The organism is Agromyces sp. NPDC004153 (assembly GCF_053603635.1).
In genome coordinates, this window is record NZ_JBSGFY010000001.1 from 2,681,494 (window position 1) to 2,699,084 (window position 17,591).

The 17,591-nt window shown below is 72.4% G+C and carries 20 protein-coding genes; 18 read left to right on the plus strand and 2 right to left on the minus strand.

Annotated elements, in window-relative coordinates:
- Positions 1-114 precede the first annotated feature (114 nt).
- The 7 genes from ACWEOH_RS12705 (at position 115) to glmM (ending at position 6,636) form a co-directional block, all read left to right on the plus strand.
- On the plus strand, positions 115-1,101 hold the full coding sequence (locus ACWEOH_RS12705; protein ID WP_148733836.1) for a DNA-directed RNA polymerase subunit alpha: 987 nt from the start codon (positions 115-117) through the stop codon (positions 1,099-1,101).
- Between the two features lie 47 nt (positions 1,102-1,148).
- A complete protein-coding gene (rplQ, locus tag ACWEOH_RS12710; protein ID WP_148733837.1) occupies positions 1,149-1,691 on the plus strand; it encodes a 50S ribosomal protein L17 in 543 nt (180 codons plus the stop codon).
- A gap of 150 nt (positions 1,692-1,841) precedes the next feature.
- Positions 1,842-3,137, plus strand: a complete 1,296-nt coding sequence (locus tag ACWEOH_RS12715; RefSeq protein WP_452031406.1) for an acyltransferase family protein — start codon at positions 1,842-1,844, stop codon at positions 3,135-3,137.
- A 73-nt stretch (positions 3,138-3,210) separates the two neighbouring features.
- Positions 3,211-4,134, plus strand: a complete 924-nt coding sequence (gene truA, locus ACWEOH_RS12720; RefSeq protein WP_452031408.1) for a tRNA pseudouridine(38-40) synthase TruA — start codon at positions 3,211-3,213, stop codon at positions 4,132-4,134.
- Positions 4,135-4,270: 136 nt separating this feature from the next.
- Positions 4,271-4,717: a 50S ribosomal protein L13 gene (gene rplM, locus ACWEOH_RS12725; protein ID WP_148733840.1), complete on the plus strand. Its 447-nt coding sequence runs from the start codon at positions 4,271-4,273 to the stop codon at positions 4,715-4,717.
- Positions 4,718-4,761: 44 nt separating this feature from the next.
- Positions 4,762-5,247: a 30S ribosomal protein S9 gene (rpsI, locus tag ACWEOH_RS12730; protein WP_148733841.1), complete on the plus strand. Its 486-nt coding sequence runs from the start codon at positions 4,762-4,764 to the stop codon at positions 5,245-5,247.
- Between the two features lie 21 nt (positions 5,248-5,268).
- A complete protein-coding gene (gene glmM / locus ACWEOH_RS12735; RefSeq protein WP_452031410.1) occupies positions 5,269-6,636 on the plus strand; it encodes a phosphoglucosamine mutase in 1,368 nt (455 codons plus the stop codon).
- Here the strand turns inward: glmM and coaA are convergent.
- The gene (gene coaA / locus ACWEOH_RS12740; protein ID WP_420797235.1) at positions 6,633-7,589 is read right to left on the minus strand and encodes a type I pantothenate kinase; all 957 of its coding nucleotides are present in this window, start codon (positions 7,587-7,589) and stop codon (positions 6,633-6,635) included. The two genes, glmM and coaA, sit on opposite strands and share 4 nt — an antisense overlap.
- A 97-nt stretch (positions 7,590-7,686) precedes the next feature.
- On the opposite strand from coaA, the gene glmS reads away from it, so the two are divergent.
- The 10 genes from glmS (at position 7,687) to ACWEOH_RS12790 (ending at position 15,879) form a co-directional block, all read left to right on the plus strand.
- Positions 7,687-9,537 (plus strand): glutamine--fructose-6-phosphate transaminase (isomerizing), encoded by a 1,851-nt coding sequence (gene glmS, locus ACWEOH_RS12745; RefSeq protein WP_452031412.1) that lies wholly within the window; start codon positions 7,687-7,689, stop codon positions 9,535-9,537.
- Between the two features lie 22 nt (positions 9,538-9,559).
- Positions 9,560-9,925 carry a holo-ACP synthase gene (locus ACWEOH_RS12750; protein WP_452031414.1) on the plus strand — a complete coding sequence of 122 codons (366 nt, stop codon included), beginning with the start codon at positions 9,560-9,562 and terminating at the stop codon, positions 9,923-9,925.
- Positions 9,926-9,939: 14 nt separating this feature from the next.
- Entirely contained in the window at positions 9,940-11,073 is a 1,134-nt protein-coding gene (alr, locus tag ACWEOH_RS12755; protein ID WP_452031933.1) for an alanine racemase, read from the plus strand.
- The gene (gene tsaE, locus ACWEOH_RS12760; protein WP_452031416.1) at positions 11,073-11,579 is read left to right on the plus strand and encodes a tRNA (adenosine(37)-N6)-threonylcarbamoyltransferase complex ATPase subunit type 1 TsaE; all 507 of its coding nucleotides are present in this window, start codon (positions 11,073-11,075) and stop codon (positions 11,577-11,579) included. The genes alr and tsaE overlap by 1 nt, the downstream gene beginning before the upstream one ends.
- A 9-nt stretch (positions 11,580-11,588) precedes the next feature.
- Entirely contained in the window at positions 11,589-12,209 is a 621-nt protein-coding gene (gene tsaB, locus ACWEOH_RS12765) for a tRNA (adenosine(37)-N6)-threonylcarbamoyltransferase complex dimerization subunit type 1 TsaB (protein ID WP_452031418.1), read from the plus strand.
- Positions 12,206-12,715, plus strand: coding sequence for a ribosomal protein S18-alanine N-acetyltransferase (gene rimI / locus ACWEOH_RS12770; protein WP_452031420.1), 510 nt, complete (start codon positions 12,206-12,208; stop codon positions 12,713-12,715). The genes tsaB and rimI overlap by 4 nt, the downstream gene beginning before the upstream one ends.
- Complete coding sequence (gene tsaD / locus ACWEOH_RS12775; RefSeq protein ID WP_452031422.1) at positions 12,712-13,764, plus strand: tRNA (adenosine(37)-N6)-threonylcarbamoyltransferase complex transferase subunit TsaD; 1,053 nt, start codon at positions 12,712-12,714, stop codon at positions 13,762-13,764. The genes rimI and tsaD overlap by 4 nt, the downstream gene beginning before the upstream one ends.
- Before the next feature lie 145 nt (positions 13,765-13,909).
- Positions 13,910-14,386: a DUF4190 domain-containing protein gene (locus tag ACWEOH_RS12780; protein WP_452031424.1), complete on the plus strand. Its 477-nt coding sequence runs from the start codon at positions 13,910-13,912 to the stop codon at positions 14,384-14,386.
- Between the two features lie 36 nt (positions 14,387-14,422).
- On the plus strand, positions 14,423-15,160 hold the full coding sequence (locus tag ACWEOH_RS12785; protein ID WP_452031426.1) for a DUF4190 domain-containing protein: 738 nt from the start codon (positions 14,423-14,425) through the stop codon (positions 15,158-15,160).
- Positions 15,161-15,168: 8 nt separating this feature from the next.
- Positions 15,169-15,879 carry a hypothetical protein gene (locus ACWEOH_RS12790; protein WP_452031428.1) on the plus strand — a complete coding sequence of 237 codons (711 nt, stop codon included), beginning with the start codon at positions 15,169-15,171 and terminating at the stop codon, positions 15,877-15,879.
- A 7-nt stretch (positions 15,880-15,886) separates the two neighbouring features.
- Here ACWEOH_RS12790 and ACWEOH_RS12795 read toward each other — a convergent pair whose 3' ends face one another.
- Positions 15,887-17,074 (minus strand): THUMP-like domain-containing protein, encoded by a 1,188-nt coding sequence (locus tag ACWEOH_RS12795; RefSeq protein ID WP_452031430.1) that lies wholly within the window; start codon positions 17,072-17,074, stop codon positions 15,887-15,889.
- A gap of 161 nt (positions 17,075-17,235) precedes the next feature.
- On the opposite strand from ACWEOH_RS12795, the gene groES reads away from it, so the two are divergent.
- A complete protein-coding gene (gene groES, locus ACWEOH_RS12800) occupies positions 17,236-17,532 on the plus strand; it encodes a co-chaperone GroES (RefSeq protein ID WP_022889766.1) in 297 nt (98 codons plus the stop codon).
- The last annotated feature ends 59 nt before the right edge of the window (positions 17,533-17,591 follow it).

Genomic DNA, 17,591 nt, shown 5'->3' on the forward strand with positions numbered 1-17,591 from the left:
GCCGTGCCCGCAACCGGGCCTCCCGGACTCCGCAGCTTCCGTTCTCTCAACAACTCAAGATCCTCGACCTCGCAGGTGTCATATAGCGGACACCCTGCCGAAAGGAATCCAACCGTGCTGATCGCACAGCGCCCGACGCTCACCGAAGAGAACATCTCGGAGTTCCGTTCGCGTTTCGTGATCGAGCCCCTCGAGCCGGGCTTCGGTTACACCCTGGGAAACTCCCTCCGTCGCACCCTCCTCTCGTCGATCCCCGGCGCGGCCGTGACGAGCATCCGCATCGACGGCGTGCTCCACGAGTTCTCGACCGTCCCCGGCGTGAAGGAGGACGTGACCGAGATCATCCTCAACATCAAGAACCTCGTCGTCTCGAGCGAGCACGACGAGCCCATCACCGCGTACCTCCGCAAGCAGGGCGCCGGTGAGGTCACCGCCGCCGACATCTCCGCTCCGGCCGGTGTCGAGGTGCACAACCCCGAGCTCGTGATCGCGACGCTCAACGACTCGGCGAAGTTCGAGCTCGAGCTCACGATCGAGCGCGGCCGCGGCTACGTCTCGGCCAGCCAGAACCGCAACGAGTACTCCGAGGCCGGCCAGATCCCGGTCGACTCGATCTACTCGCCGGTGCTCAAGGTCACCTACCGCGTCGAGGCCACCCGTGCCGGCGAGCGCACCGACTTCGACCGCCTCGTGGTCGACGTCGAGACGAAGCCCGCCATCTCGCCGCGCGACGCCATCGCCTCGGCCGGTCGCACGCTCACCGAGCTGTTCGGCCTCGCCCGTGAGCTCAACGTCGCCGCCGAGGGCATCGAGATCGGCCCCGCGCCGGTCGACGCCGTGCTCTCGAGCGAGCTCTCGATCCCGATCGAGGACCTCGACCTGTCCGTCCGCAGCTACAACTGCCTCAAGCGCGAGGGCATCAACACGGTCTCCGAGCTCGTCGCCCTGTCGGAGTCGCAGCTCATGAACATCCGCAACTTCGGCCAGAAGTCGGTGGATGAGGTCAAGGACAAGCTCACCGAGATGGGTCTTTCGCTGAAGGACTCCGTCCCCGGATTCGACGGCGCCCACTTCTACACGGGCTTCGACGACGAGAACTGAGTCGTCCCCCCGACGTACCGACCCCCCACCACTGGAGAGAACGAACCATGCCGAAGCCCACCAAGGGCCCCCGCCTCGGAGGCGGACCCGCGCACGAGCGGCTCCTGCTCGCGAACCTCGCCGCTGCGCTCTACACGCACGAGCGGATCACCACGACCGAGACGAAGGCCAAGCGCCTCCGTCCGCTGGCCGAGCGCCTCATCACGTTCGCGAAGCGCGGCGACCTTCACGCCCGTCGCCGCGTCCTCGCCGTGATCGGCGACAAGGCCGTGGTGCACAAGCTCTTCACCGAGATCGCGCCGCAGGTGGCCGACCGTGAGGGCGGCTACACCCGCATCACCAAGATCGGCAACCGCAAGGGCGACAACGCGCCCATGGCGGTCATCGAGCTCGTGCTCGAGCCCGTGACCCCGAAGAAGCGCGCCGCCAAGCCGGCCGCGGCTCCCGCCGCCGACGAGGCCCCCGCCGAGGAGCCCGTGGTCGAGGAGACGCCCGAGGAGGTCGTGACCGAGGCCGAGGCCGCGGTCGACGAGGCCGCCGGTGCCGAGGCGTCGGAGGAGTCCGCCGAGGAGCCCGCCGAGGTCAAGTAGCCTCGTAGCCACGCCGGAACGGGCCCCTGTGCACATCGCACAGGGGCCTGTTCCCGTCTGTGCCACAATCGTCGTCGTCGGCCGGCCGAGTGCCGGCGTGTGCGACGTCGCACACGTGAGCGCCGGCGAGGACGGCACGAAAGGGGCGGTGTGCGCGCACAGGTGCGGATTCCCGAGGATCGCGACCTCTCGATCGACTTCGCCCGGGCGCTCTGCCTCCCCGTCGTCGTGCTGCTGCATGCCCTGCAGATGGGCATCGGCGGCGAGCCGCTGCGCGCGTTCAACGCCCTCGACGGCTTCGAGCCCCTCGCGTGGGCGACGTGGCCGCTCATGATCATGCCGGTGTTCTTCATCTGCGGGGGCTTCGCGTCGATCACGCAGTGGCGCCGGCTGCGCGGCCACGGCGAGACGGTCGGCCATTACCTCAGGGTGCGCGCCGTGCGCCTCCTGCAGCCGGTCGTCTCGGTCACCGCCGCGGTCGGACTCGTCCTGGCGCTCATGCTCGCCTTCGGCGCGGACGCCGGATTCGTCGAGAGCTTCGCATTCCGGCTCGCCGAACCGCTCTGGTTCATCCCCGTCTACCTGATCTGCACGGCGCTCGTGCCGGTCATGTCGTGGCTGCACCGGCACGCGCCGTGGCCGACGTACCTCGGCCTCGCCGGTTCCGCGCTCCTCGTCGACGTGCTCACCCGCGCGCTCGGCCTTCCGCTCGGCGCGCTCAACTGGGTGTTCGTGTGGCTGTTCGCGCAGCAGCTCGGGTTCGGCCTGCGCGACGGGTGGTTCGCGCGTCGTTCGCCGTGGCTGCTCGGCGCGATCGCAGCCTTCGCCTACGGCTTCATCGGCCTGCTCGTCGCGGCGTTCGGCTACTCGCACGACATGCTCGACAACCTGAACCCGCCGAGCGTCGCGATCCTCGCGCTCGCGCTCGGACAGGTCTGCCTGTTCGCACTCCTGCAGCCCGCGATCCGTCGACTGGTCGGCCATCGCGCCGTGCTCGGTGTCGTCGTCGTGTTCGGCGTCTACGGCATGGTGATCTACCTCTGGCACACCTTCGCCATGGCCGTGGTCACGGCGACCCAGCTCGCCCTCGGCCTCCCGTTCCCGCCGGTGCTCTCGCCGGCGTGGTGGGCCACCCGGCCGGCGTGGGTGGTGGCGATCGCGGTCGTCGTCGCGGCGTGCTGCGCAGTGGTGCCGAAGCTCGAGCGCAGGTGGCCGAAGCCCGTCGACCGGCGAACGCCGCTCGCCGCGGTCGTCGTCTGGTCCGTGGTCGGCATCGTCGGCGTCGGCGTGTTCCTGACCATGGGGTACGTGCCGTGGCAGCACGGCGTGACGGCGTGGTCGCTCGTCACGGTCGCGGTCATCGCCCTCATCGTCGGCGGACCCGGTGCGCGGACGCCGCTGCCCCCCGCGGCCGTCGACGTCGCGCAGGCGGCTCGCGCGGCCTGACGGATCCGCTCGACGCGAACCAGGGCCGTTGTCGCATGCGGAGCCGTCGCGGGCGCCGCCGTAGGCTGGACGCATGTCCGAGCACGAGACGGTCGCCGATGCGGATGCCACGGCATCCGTCGTGCGCGTGCGGCTCGGCATCGCCTACGACGGCACCGACTTCAACGGCTGGAGTCGCCAGCCGGGACTCCGCACCGTTCAGGGCGTGCTCGAGGACGCGCTCGCCACGCTCTTCCGCCGCACGGGCACCGCGCCGCGGCTGACGGTCGCCGGCCGCACCGACGCGGGCGTGCACGCGCTCGGCCAGGTCGCGCACCTCGACATCGCGGAGGACGCCCTCGCCGCCGTCGCCCGTCCGCGCCGCGGGCAGGACCCCGACGCGTCCGCCGAGACGGCGCTGGCGCGGCGCCTCACGGGCATCATCGGCGCCGATGCCGACGTGGTGATCACGCACGCCGAGCGGGCGCCGGCGGGCTTCGACGCGCGCTTCTCCGCGATCTGGCGACGCTACGAGTACCGGGTGGCCGACGCATCCGCCGTGCGCGACCCGCTGGAGCGGCGCCGCACGGTCACGGTGCCCCGCGACCTCGACGAGCGCGCGATGGATGCCGCGGCGTCCTCCCTCGTCGGACTCCACGACTTCGCGGCGTTCTGCCGACCGCGCGAGGGCGCGACCACCATCCGCACGCTGCAGGCCTACCGCTGGACTCGGGCCGGCGACGGCGTGCTCGACGCGTCGCTCCAGGCCGACGCGTTCTGCCACTCCATGGTGCGTGCCCTCGTCGGGGCCTGCGTCGCGGTGGGGGAGGGGCGCCTCGACGCGTCCGACCCCGAGGCGCTGCTGCACGCGGGCGAGCGCACCAGCGCGTTCAAGGTGATGCCCGCGAAGGGGCTCGTGCTGACCGAGGTCGGCTACCCCGACGACCACGAGCTCGAGGCGCGTGCCACGCAGACCCGCGCACGTCGTGAATTGCACGTGGAGGGCCTCGTCGGCTAAGCTACCTCTTTGGTGCCGCCATCTGCGCCGGCATCCGAAGTTGAGCCCTCCACCAGGGCGTTCGCTCGCATCGCGGGTGAACACCCCCCGGAGCGGGATTCACGAACCCCTCACTCGATCAGAAAGCAGCACTTCCGTGACGCGCACCTACACCCCGAAGGCGAACGAGATCCAGCGCGACTGGGTCGTCATCGACGCCACCGACATCGTCCTCGGCCGCCTGGCCAGCCACTCCGCAGCCCTGCTGCGCGGCAAGCACAAGCCGATCTTCGCGAACCACGTCGACACCGGCGACTTCGTGATCATCGTCAACGCCGACAAGGTGGCCCTCACCGGCCAGAAGCTCGAGCAGAAGAAGGCGTACCGCCACTCCGGCTACCCTGGCGGCCTCAAGGCCGTCGGCTACGCCGAGCTCCTCGAGAAGAACCCCGTCCGCGCCGTCGAGAAGGCGATCCGCGGAATGCTCCCCAAGAACTCGCTCGGTCGCCAGCAGCTGAAGAAGCTGAAGGTCTACGCCGGCCCGGAGCACCCGCACGCGGCTCAGCAGCCCAAGCCGTACACCCTCACCCAGGTCGCCCAGTAAGCCCGGCGAACTCGACCTTCTCGAACTAAGGATTCACAACCACCATGGCGAAGATCGCAGACCAGATCGACCAGGCTCCCGAGAGCTACACGACCGAGAGCGCGCCCGCCGCGGCTCCGGCCACGCCCCGCCCCGTCCTCAACGTCTCGGGTGCGGCCGTCGGCCGCCGCAAGCAGGCCATCGCCCGCGTGCGCGTCGTGCCCGGCGCCGGCACCATCACGGTCAACGGCCGTGAGTTCGCGGACTACTTCCCGAACAAGCTGCACCAGCAGCTCATCACCGACCCGTTCACCGTGCTCGAGCTCACCGGCTCGTACGACGTGATCGCCCGCATCACCGGCGGCGGCCCCTCGGGCCAGGCCGGCGCGCTGCGCCTCGCGATCGCGCGTGCGCTCAACGAGATCGACCGCGAGAACAACCGCCCGACCCTCAAGAAGGCCGGCTTCCTCACGCGTGACGCCCGCGTCATCGAGCGCAAGAAGGCCGGTCTCAAGAAGGCCCGTAAGGCGCCTCAGTTCTCGAAGCGCTGATCCGGGTTCCCGGTTCTCCGTATGCCTCGGCTCTTCGGAACCGACGGGGTCCGGGGCCTGGCCAACCGTGAACTCACGGCTGACCTGGCCCTGGGCCTCGCCCAGGCGGCTGCGGCCGTCCTCACGCAGGGACGCCACGCCGACGAGCTCCGCGCGGCCGGTCGCCGGCCGGTCGCGGTCGTCGCGCGCGACCCCCGGGTCTCGGGCGAGTTCCTGACGTCGGCGGTCGCCGCCGGCCTCGCGAGCTCCGGCGTCGACGTGCTCGACGCCGGCGTCATCCCCACGCCCGCGACCGCGTTCCTCATCGACTCCATCCACGCCGACTTCGGCGTGATGATCTCGGCGTCGCACAACCCCGCGCCCGACAACGGCATCAAGTTCTTCTCGTTCGGCGGCACGAAGCTCCCCGACGAGGTCGAGGACCGCATCGAGTCCTACCTCGGCAAGCAGAAGCTCGCCCCCATCGGCGGGGGCGTCGGCCGCATCCGCCGCTTCTCCGACGCCGAGGACCGCTACGTCGTGCACCTGCTCGGCACGCTGCCGAACCGCCTCGACGGCCTGCACGTCGTGCTCGACTGCGCCCATGGTGCGGCCGCCGGCGTCTCGCCCGAGACGTTCCGCGACGCCGGGGCGAAGGTCACCGTCATCGGGGCCGACCCCGACGGCATGAACATCAACGACGGCGTCGGTTCGACCCACCTCGAGCAGCTGCAGGCCGCGGTGCTCGAGCACGGTGCCGACGTCGGCATCGCGCACGACGGCGACGCCGACCGCTGCCTCGCCGTGGACGCCGAGGGCAACGTCGTCGACGGCGACCGGATCATGGCGATCCTCGCCGTGTCGATGCACGAACGGGGCGTGCTCACCGACGACACGCTCGTCGTGACGGTGATGTCGAACCTCGGGCTGCGACGTGCGATGGCCGAGCGCGGCATCCGCGTGATCGAGACCAAGGTCGGCGACCGCTACGTGCTCGAGGCGCTCGCGGCCGAGGGGCTCGCCCTCGGCGGCGAACAGTCGGGCCACGTGATCATGACCGAGTTCGCCACGACGGGCGACGGCGTGCTCACCGGCCTGCACCTCGTGGCCGAGATGGCGCGCACCGGCAAGTCGCTCGCCGAGCTCGCCTCGGTCATGACGGTGTACCCCCAGGTGCTCGTCAACGTGCGCGGGGTCGACCACCACGCGCTCTCCGACGACGATGTGATCGCAGCCGCGGTGGCCGCTGCGGAGGCCGAACTGGGCGACACGGGTCGCGTGCTGCTGCGTCCGTCGGGCACCGAGCCCATGGTGCGCGTCATGGTCGAGGCCTCCGAGCAGGAGACCGCCGAGCGGCACTCCGCGACGCTGGCCGAGGTCGTGCGCGAGCGCCTGGCGCTGCCGGCCTAGAGCTTCCGCAGGAGCACGCTCGAGACCGTGTGGTCGGCGCTCTTGCGCAGCACGAGCGACGCCCGCGACCTCGTGGGGCGGATGTTCTGCAGCAGGTTGGGCTCGTTGATGGAGCGCCAGATCTCCCGAGCGCGCTGTCGCGCCTCCGTCTCGGTGAGGCTCTCGTAGCGGTGGAAGTACGAGCGCGGGTTCGAGAACGCCCCGCGCTGCAGCTTGAGGAACCGCTCCTCGTACCAGCGCGCGATGTCGCTCGTGCGCGCGTCGACGTAGATCGAGAAGTCGAACAGGTCGCTGACCGCCAGCCGATGGCCGGGGCCGGGCGGCTGCAGCACGTTGAGGCCCTCGAGGATGAGCACGTCGGGTCGGCGCACCGTGATCTTCGCGTCGGGGACGATGTCGTACGCGAGGTGCGAGTAGAACGGCGCCCGGACCTCGGGCGCGCCGGCCTTCACCTCGCTCACGAAGCGGAGCAGCGCGCGGCGGTCGTACGACTCGGGGAAGCCCTTGCGCGTCATCAGGCCGCGCCGCTCGAGCTCGGCGTTCGGGAACAGGAACCCGTCGGTGGTCACGAGCTCGACGCGGGGCGTGTGCTCCCAGCGCGCGAGGAGCTCGCGCAGCAGGCGCGCGATCGTCGACTTGCCGACGGCGACCGAGCCCGCGACGCCGATCACGAAGGGCGTCGGCTCCACGCGCTCCCGCAGGAACTCGCTCGTCACGCTGTGCAACGACTTCATGCCGCCCACGTAGAGGTTCAGGAGGCGGCTGAGCGGCAGGTACACCTCGGCGACCTCGCGGAGGTCGAGCGGCTCGCCGAGGCCGCGCAGCTGCACGATCTCGGTCTCGCGGAGGGGCGAGGGCATCGACGGTGCGAGCGCCGCCCAGTCCGCCCGGTCGAGCTCGGTGAAGGGCGAGATCTGCGCGGCGTTCGACGACGGGCTCAGCGGATCCAGCACCGTGTCAGTCTAGTGAAGGGGCGGGGGAGGCCTTCCCGGCCCGCGCTGGAGGGTCCGCGCACCGGGCTCCCAGCCCGCTGCGCATACAATCGAGCGCATGTGTGGAATCGTCGGATACGTCGGGGAGCGCAACAGCCTCGACGTCCTCATGGGCGGCCTTCGCCGCCTCGAATATCGCGGCTACGACTCGGCGGGAGTCGCGATCGTCGACGACGACGGCGTCATCGAGACCGCCAAGCGCGCGGGCAAGCTCCAGGTCCTGGCCGACGACCTTGCGGTCAGCCCCCTGCACGAGGGCGGCACCGGCATCGGCCACACGCGGTGGGCGACCCACGGCGGTCCCACCGACCGCAACGCGCACCCGCACCTCGGCGACGAGGGCCGGCTCGCGCTCATCCACAACGGCATCATCGAGAACTTCGCCGAGCTGAAGGACGAGCTCCTCGCCGAGGGCTTCACGTTCGAGTCCGAGACCGACACCGAGGTCGCCGCCGTGCTGCTCGGCCGCGAGTACCGCCGCATCGGCGAGCTCACCGAGGCGTTCCGTGCCACGGTCTCCCGCCTCGAGGGCGCGTTCACCCTGCTCGCCGTGCACCGGAACCAGCCGGGCGTCGTCGTCGGCGCCCGCCGCAACTCCCCGCTCGTGATCGGCCTGGGCGACGGCGAGAACTTCCTCGGCTCCGACGTCGCCGCGTTCGTGGAGTACACGAAGCGCGCCGTCGCGATCGGCCAGGACCAGATCGTCACCATCACGGCCGAGGGCGTCACCGTCACCGACTTCGACGGCGGGGCCGTCGAGGTCGAGCCGTTCGACGTCGCGTGGGACGCGTCGGCCGCCGAGAAGGGCGGCTGGTCGTCGTTCATGCGCAAGGAGGTGTCCGAGCAGCCCGAGGCCGTCGCGAACACCCTGCGCGGACGGGTCATGGACGGCAGGGTCGCCATCCCCGAGCTCGAGTCCTTCGGGGACGACGAGCTCCGCGGCATCCGTCGCATCACGGTCATCGCGTGCGGCACGGCCGCCTACGCCGGCATGGTCGCGAAGTACGCGATCGAGCAGTGGGCGCGCGTGCCCGTCGAGGTCGAGCTCAGCCACGAGTTCCGCTACCGCGAGCCGGTGCTCGACGACGGCACCCTCGTCGTCTCGATCAGCCAGTCGGGCGAGACGATGGACACCCTCATGGCGGTGAAGTACGCCCGCGAGATGGGCGCCCGAACGATCTCGATCTGCAACACCCAGGGCGCGACCATCCCGCGCGAGTCCGACGCGGTCGTGTACACGCACGCCGGCCCCGAGGTCGCGGTGGCGTCCACGAAGGCATTCGTGGCGCAGATCGCCGCGCTGTACCTGTTCGGCCTGCACCTCGCCCGCGTGCGCGGCACGCTCGACGACGCGGCGCTCGCCGAGAACCTCGCCGAGCTGCAGGCCGTGCCCGAGAAGCTCGCCACGGTGCTCGAGCAGGCGGAGCGCGTAGAGCAGCTCGCGCACTGGATGGCGGACACGCGCTCGGTGCTGTTCCTCGGCCGTCACGTCGGCTACCCGATCGCCCTCGAGGGCGCGCTGAAGCTCAAGGAGCTCGCGTACATCCACGCCGAGGGCTTCGCCGCCGGCGAGTTGAAGCACGGCCCCATCGCGCTCATCGAGCCCGGCCAGCCGGTGTTCGTGGTCGTGCCGAGCCCGCGCGGGTCGGCGAACCTGCACCCGAAGGTCGTGTCGAACATCCAGGAGATCCGTGCCCGCGGCGCCCGCGTCATCGCGATCGCCGAGGCCGGGGATGCCGCGGTGCTGCCGTTCGCCGACGAGGTGCTCCGCATCCCGCTCGCCGCGCCGCTGTTCGAGCCGCTGCTCGCGGTGGTGCCGCTGCAGGTGTTCGCGATGGAGCTCGCGCAGGCGAAGGGCCTCGACGTCGACCAGCCGCGGAACCTCGCGAAGTCCGTGACGGTGGAGTGACGACGAGGCGGGAGGTCGTGTCGTGATCGTCGGGATCGGCATCGACGTGGTCGACATCGTGCGCTTCGAGCGCTCGATCGAGCGCACGCCCGGGCTGGTCGAACGCCTGTTCGCCGAGAGCGAACGCGGTCGCCCGGCCCGCTCGCTCGCGGCCCGGTTCGCCGCCAAGGAGTCCCTCATCAAGGCGCTCGGCGGCCACACGATCATCCGCTGGCACGAGATGACGATCGTGCAGGATGCCGAGGGCAACCCCGACTTCCGGCTCACGGGCGGCATGGCCGAGCACATCCGCCTGCTCGGCATCGACCGCGTGCACCTCTCGATGAGCCACGACGCGGGCATCGCGAGCGCGTTCGTCGTGCTCGAGTCCGATCGGGGCGAGGGGTGAGCGAGACCCCGTCGATGGATGCCGCGTCGCGTCCGTTCCGCGAGGCCCTCATCGACCTCGACGCGGTGCGCGAGAACGTGGCCGCGCTGATCGCCCAGGTCGCGCCGGCCCGGGCCATGGTCGTGGTGAAGGCGGACGGGTACGGCCACGGCGCCGTGCCGGTCGCCCGTGCGGCGCTCGCCGGCGGCGCCGCGTGGCTCGGCGTCGCCGACCTCGACGAGGCGATCGCGCTCCGCGACGCGGGCATCGACGCGCCGATCCTCGCCTGGCTGCACGATCCCGACGCCGACTTCGCCCGGGCCGTGCGGCGGAACGTCGACGTCGGCGTCTCGTCGATCCCGCAGCTGCTGGCCGTCGCGGAGGCCGCGGCATCCGTCGGCGAACGCGCCGACGTGCACCTGAAGATCGACACCGGCCTCAGCCGCAACGGCGTCGCGCCCGACGAGTGGCAGGAGGCCGTCCGCACGTCCGCCGACCTCGAGGCGCAGAGCCGGGTGCGCGTGCGCGGCGTCTTCAGCCACCTGGCGAACACCTCGCCCGATGAGGACGCCGCGCAGCTCGCCGCGTTCGATGCCGCGCTCGCAGCGGCATCCGACGCCGGCCTCGCACCCGAGGTGCGGCACGTCGCGTCGACCGCGGGCGCGCTGCGCCGCCCCGAGTCGCGCTACGACCTCGTGCGCCTCGGCATCGGATGTTACGGCGTGCCCCCGTTCGGCGACGGCACGACGGCCGCCGAGCTCGGGCTCCGTCCCGCCATGACCCTGCGCGGGCGCGTCGCCGCCGTGCGCCGCATCGCACCGGGCACGGGCGTCTCCTACGGACACGTGTGGCGCGCCGACCGGCCCACGACCCTCGCGCTCGTGCCGCTCGGCTACGCCGACGGCGTGCCGCGGCAGGCGTCGGGCCGAGCGGAGGTCTGGCTCGCGGGAGCCCGCCGACCCGTCGTCGGGCGCATCGCGATGGACCAGTTCCTCGTGGAGGTCGGCGACGCCGCCGTCGCGGTCGGCGACGAGGTCGTGCTGTTCGGCGACCCCGCGACCGGCGCGCCGTCGGCCGACGACTGGGGCGACGCGGCCGACACGATCGGGTACGAGATCGTCACGCGCATCGGACCGCGGGTGCCGCGCACCTACGTCGGAGGCGCGTGATGCGGGTCGACGCTCCCGACACGGCGGCGATGGAGGCGTTCGGCCGCGAGCTCGCGACCGGGCTCCGCGCGGGCGACCTCGTGCTGCTCACGGGCCCGCTGGGCGCCGGCAAGACGACGCTGACCCGGGGCATCGGCGAGGGCCTCGGCGTCCGCGGACCCGTGCAGAGCCCCACGTTCGTGCTCGCCCGCACGCACCCGAACCTCGCCGGCGGGCCGCCGCTCGTGCACGTCGACGCGTACCGGCTCGAAAGCGCGCTGTACCTCGACGACCTCGACCTCGACTTCGACCGCTCCGTGGTGGTGGTCGAGTGGGGCGTGGGCCTGCTCGACGGCGCGAGCGACTCCTGGCTCGAGGTCGTCATCGAGCGGCCAGAAGGCGTGTCGGCCGAGACGACGACGGATGCCGCGGACGCCGAGCACCTCGGCGCCGACGAGCCGCGCGTGCTCCAGCTGCGCGGCTACGGGCCCCGCTGGGCGGGGACCCCCTTCGACGCGTCGAAGTAGGCTGGATCCATGCTCCTCGCGATCGACACCTCGACGGGCACGAGTGTCGCCGTCGTCGATCGCGATCGCGGCATCCTGGCCGAGGCAGGCACCGACGACACCATGCGGCACGCCGAGGTGGTCGGCGAGCTCATCCGCGACGCGCTCGCCGGCGCGGGCGTGCGTCCGGCCGACCTGTCGGGCGTGGCCGGCGGCATGGGTCCCGGGCCGTTCACCGGGCTCCGCGTGGGCATCGCCGCGGCGCATGCGTTCGCGGTCGGCATCGGCCGCCCGTTCGTGCCGGTCGTGAGCCACGACGCCGTGGCGTGGGCGTGGTACCGCGCCGGCAACGAGGGACCGCTCCAGGTGCTGACCGACGCGCGCCGGCGCGAGTTCGCCGTATCGGGCTACGACGGGCTCGACGACGACGACCTGCCCGTGCGCGTCGACGGCCCGGTGCTCAGCCCCCGCGACGACGTGCCCGACGCGGTCGGCACGCGGCTCGAGGCGCACTACGTGCAGGCCGGCGCCGTGGGCATGCTCGCCGAGCTCGCCTTCGCCGCGCGCCGGCTCCCGCTCGCGGAGGACGCGCCGCTCTACCTGCGCGCGCCCGACGTGACGCCCTCGGCCGGGAAGCGGGTCCTGCAGTGAGCGTGTTCATGCGACGGGCGAAGGTCGACGACCTCGAGGCGATCATGCGGCTCGAGCGCTCGACGTTCGTGAACGACGCCTGGCCCGAGGCATCCATGCGTCGCGAGCTCGAGAACCCGCACGCCTACTACCTCGTGGCCGTCGACGACGACGCCGAGGACCCCGAGCAGCGCCTGCTCGGCTACGCCGGCCTGCTCGCGCCGCCCGACGGCGGCCAGGGCGACATCCAGACCATCGCGGTCGCGGAGTTCGCGCGCGGGGTCGGCCTCGGCCGCGGCCTCATGCACGCCCTCATCACCGCGGCCCGCCGCAGGCACGTCGCCGAGATCTTCCTCGAGGTGCGCGCCGACAACCCGATCGCGCGCTCGCTGTACCGCTCGCTCGGCTTCGTCGAGATCGGCGTGCGTCGCGGGTACTACCAGCCCGACGGCGTCGACGCGATCTCGATGCGGCTCGAGGTGCCGGACGCCGTCACGCGCCCCGCGGCATCCGGGAGCGGCGCATGAACCGCGACGCCCCCCTCGTGCTGGGCATCGAGACGTCGTGCGACGAGACCGGGGTCGGCATCGTGCGCGGCTCCGACCTGCTCGCCAACGTGATCGCCTCCTCGATGGAGGAGCACGCGCGCTACGGCGGCGTCGTGCCCGAGGTCGCGGCGCGCGCCCACCTCGAGGCGCTCGGCCCGACCATCGAGGCGGCGCTCGCCGAGGCCGACGTGTCGCTGTCCGACGTCGAGGCCGTGGCCGTCACGAGCGGACCCGGGCTCGCCGGTGCGCTCATGGTGGGCGTCGGCGCCGCCAAGGCCCTCGCCCTCGCGCTCGACCTGCCCATCTACGCCGTGAACCACCTCGTCGGGCACGTCGGCGCCGACATCCTCGACGACGCGGCGCCGCTCGAGACGCCGACGATCGCGCTGCTCGTCTCGGGCGGGCACACGTCGTTGCTGCTCGTCCGCGACCTCGTCTCCGACGTCGAGCTCCTCGGCGAGACGATCGACGACGCGGCGGGCGAGGCGTTCGACAAGGTCGCGCGGCTGCTCGGCCTGCCGTACCCGGGCGGGCCCGAGATCGACCTCGCGGCGATCGACGGCGACCCGGCCGCGATCCGATTCCCGCGCGGACTCACCCAGCCGAAGGACCTTGCCGCGCACCGCTACGACTTCAGCTTCTCGGGGCTCAAGACCGCGGTGGCGCGCTGGGTCGAGCAGCGCGAGGCGGCGGGGGAGGCCGTGCCGCTGGCCGACGTCGCGGCGAGCTTCCGCGAGGCCGTCGTCGACGTGCTCGTCTCCAAGGCGATCGCGGCCTGCACCGACCTCGGCGTGCCCCGGCTGCTCCTCGGCGGGGGCGTCGTGGCCAACGCGCGGCTCCGCGAGGTGGCCGAGCAGCGGGCGGATGCCGCGGGCATCGCGCTGCGCATCCCGCCCCTGTCGCTGTGCACCGACAACGGCGCGATGATCGCCGCACTGGGGGCGCAGCTCATCATGGCCGGGCACGGCCCGTCGGGGCTCGGCTTCGGCGCCGACTCGACGCTTCCGGTCACCGACATCCAGGCCTGAACGCCCCGCGCGGGAGGCTGTGCGCGGCCGATCCGGAGCGATAGTGTGTGCAACGTAAGCGGATGCCGCGAATGCGCGCGCCGCCGCCGGCGCCCGGGTGTGGCGCGGCGACCAGTGAATCCACAGCACCGAGGGGACAACGACCGTGACCGATCCGAACCTTCCCGAGCAGCAGCCCGGCGGCGCGGTGCCGCCGCCTCCGCCTCCGCCGCCGCCGGCGCCCGACTACGGCACGCCGCAGCCCCAGCAGCCGGCTCCCGCCTACGGCCAGCAGGCCCCCGCGTACGGCCAGCCCGCACCGGCCTACGGGCAGCCCGCGCCCGGGTACGGCCAGCCCTACGGCCAGCCCGCCAAGAAGACCAACGTGCTCGCGATCGTCTCGCTCATCGCGTCGATCGCCGGCTTCGTGATCGCGTGGGGCATCGGCTCCATCGTCGGCATCATCTGCGGGCACATCTCGCTCAGCCAGATCAAGAAGACCGGCGAGGAGGGACGCGGGCTCGCCGTCGCCGGCCTCATCGTCGGCTACATCGGCCTCGCCCTGGCGATCCTCTCCGTCATCGTCCTCGCCATCGTGTTCGGTTCGATCGCCGCCTCCGGCGGGTTCACGACCCAGTACTGAGCATCACCGACTCCGACCACACGAAAGGCCGATGACATGAGCGATCCCAAGAACCCCGACGCGCCCGGTCCCGAGGAGCCGACCGTCCCGACGCCCGACGAGCCCACGGTTCCGTCGGAGCCCGAGCCGACGTTCCCGTCGCCCACCGAGCCCACGGTCCCCGACGCGCCGACCGCACCGCCCGCGCCCGAGGCGCCCTCGGCGCCGGGCACGCCCGAGGTGCCGTCCGCGCCCGTGCCGCCGTCGGCGCCCGAGCCTCCCGCGCCGCCCGCGCCGCCGAGCTACGGTGCCGCGACGCCGCCCCCGCCGCCTCCGCCCGCCACTGGCTACGGCGCGCCCGCTGCGGCGGCCGACCCCGGCTCGCCCTACGGCGCACCGCAGCCCGGATACGGAGCCCAGCAGCCCGGCTACGGCACGGGCCGCCCGCCCGGTTACGGCGAGCCCGGCTACGTCGCGCCCGCCTACGGCACGGGCGCGCCGGCGAAGCCGACGCCCGTGTTCAGCCTGATCTCGCTCATCGCCGGCATCATCGGCGTCGTGGGCGGGTTCGCCGTGGTGTGGATCCCGTTCGTGGGCGGCATCATGCAGCTCATCATCCCGGCCGGCGCCGTCGTGCTCGGCTTCCTCGGCCGCAAGAAGGAGCCCGCGGCCAAGGGCATGTGGCTCACGGGCATCATCCTCGGCTTCGTCGGCATCGCCATGGCCCTGCTCTCGATCATCTTCTGGAGCATCGCCTTCGCGTCCTTCCCGAACTACGTCGACTACACGTACTGAGGCCTTCCATGATCGACCGCGACGGGGTCCCGCCCACGGGCGGGGCCCCCGACCGTTCTCCACCCGAGGTGCCGCCCGCCGGGGGTGACACGCCGACCGCTCGGGAGCCGGGCGACGAGCGCGCGGCACGCGACGCGAGCGACGCTCCGGTCGCGCCCGACGCGAGCGACGCTTCGGTCGCGCCCGACGCGAGCGACGCACCCGTCGCGCCCGACGCGAGCGACGCACCGGTCGGGGCTGAGCCGATCGCGCGGGAGGCCGACGCGGCATCCGACCGTGGAGCCGACCGGGACGAGGCGCTCGTGGCGCCCCCGACCGAGCCGACGCTGCGCGCCGACCCCGCGGTTCGCGAGTTCGAGGTGCCGTTCGACACCGGCGAGCTGCAACGGGTTCCGACCGGCCAGCTCCTCGTGGTGCACCGGCCGGAGCTCCCCGACCGCGCGTCCGCCGACGACGAGGAGCAGGACGACACCCAGCGCCGCGTCTACAGCTGGGTGGCCGCGGTCATCGGCGTGATCGGCGCCGCCGCCTCGCTGTTCGTCGGCTGGATGCTGCCGCTCTCGATCGCCGCGCTCGTCTTCGGCGTGCTCGGGCTGCGCCGCGAGGAGGAGGGGCGCACGCTCGCGTTCGTGGGCATCGGCACCGGCATCGCGGGCCTCGTCTTCTCGGCCGTCTGGATCGGCTACTACGCCATCGTCTTCGGCGCGCTGCCCCGCTGATCGCGGCTCAGACGCGTTCCACGAGGAGCGCCACGTGTCGCCCCGCTTCGCGCGTGAGCACGATCGTCGCGCTCTCGTCGCCGCGCAGCTTCAGTCGCGTGCGCAGCGCCGCCGGGTCGACGTCGATGCCGCGCTTCTTGATCTCGAGCGTGCCGATGCCCCGCGCCGCCAGCGCCTGGCGCAGCTGCCGCTCGTCGGCGGGGAGGCGGTCGAGCACGCGGAAGCCGCGCGCGAACGGCGTCTCGAGCGCTGCGTCCGCGGTGAGGTACGCGATGCCGTCGCTCAGCATCCACGCGCCGTTCGCGCGGGCCAGGTCGCCGATGAGGCGCGCGCGGATGACGGCGCCGTCGGGCTCGTACAGGTAGTCGCCGAGGGGCCCGGTCGGGGCGTCCTCGCTGTCGGCCGGAGCCGTGAGCTCGGCGGCGCGGTCGTCGCGGATGACGAGCGCCGCGCGGCCGATGCCGGGCCGCGCCACCGCGCCGAGCCACACGGCGAGCTCGACCACGTCGCCGTCGACCGACACCCACTGCGCCTCGGCTCCGGCGGGGATGACATCACGGTCGGTGCCCGGGCCGAGCTTCACGCCCACCGGCAGGCGGTCGGCCAGCCCGAACGCGAACTCGAGGCTCGGCGAGTAGTCCGCGGCATCCGCGAGGCGACGGGTCGTGCCGCCCGAGGTCGTGCGGCGGGCGGGGTCGAGCCAGGCGCCGCCGATGCCGCCGAGGGGCACGTCCTCGGCGCGGGCGTGCAGCACGCGCGCCTTCGGGAAGGGCGTGAGGTTGAACGCGGCGATGGCGGCCGTCACCTCGTCGGCGTCGGCCGCGGTGACCTCGAGGTCGACCGCGGCGAGGGCGAGGGCGTCGCCGCCGATGCCGCAGCCGAGGTCGGCGACGTGGCCGATGCCCGCGCGCGCGAAGCGGCCGGCGTGCAGCGCCGCGACCTTCAGCCGCGTGGCCTGCTCGAGGCCCGCCTCGGTGAAGAGCATGCGCGACGCGAACTCGCCGAACTTGGCCTTCGCCCTGGCGCGCAGCTTCGACTGGCTGAGCACCGCGGCGACGAGGCCGGGCGGATGCCCCTGCCGACGCAGCTCGGCGACGGTGCGCACGATGTCGGCCTTCGAGTCCCATTCGGGGAGCTGGTCGAGGAGCCGCAGTCCCTCGGGGGAGAGGAGTTCGACGAGGTCGGCGCGGTCCACCCGGCCACGCTAGCATCGCGCACTGCGGAGTTCCGCAGCGGCTGGCACTCACGTTGCACGAGTGCCAAATCGCGCCTAGACTCGGCTTAGCACTCTCGCAATGAGGCTGCTAATCAGTCTTCGCAGACACAGTCATCCGCCAAACAGAGAAGGGGTCAACCGTGTCGGTTTCCATCAAGCCGCTCGAGGATCGCATCGTCATCAAGCAGGTCGAGGCAGAGCAGACCACCGCGTCGGGTCTCGTGATCCCCGACACCGCCAAGGAGAAGCCCCAGGAGGGCGAGGTCGTGGCGGTGGGCCCCGGTCGCATCGACGACAACGGCAACCGTGTCCCGCTCGACGTGGCCGTCGGCGACAAGGTCATCTACTCGAAGTACGGCGGCACCGAGGTGAAGTTCGGCGGCGAGGACTTCCTCGTGCTGTCGGCTCGCGACGTGCTCGCGGTCGTCGTCCGCTAGGTCGACACGAACCATCCGAGGCCCGGACGCCCATGCGGCGTCCGGGCCTCGTCGTATCC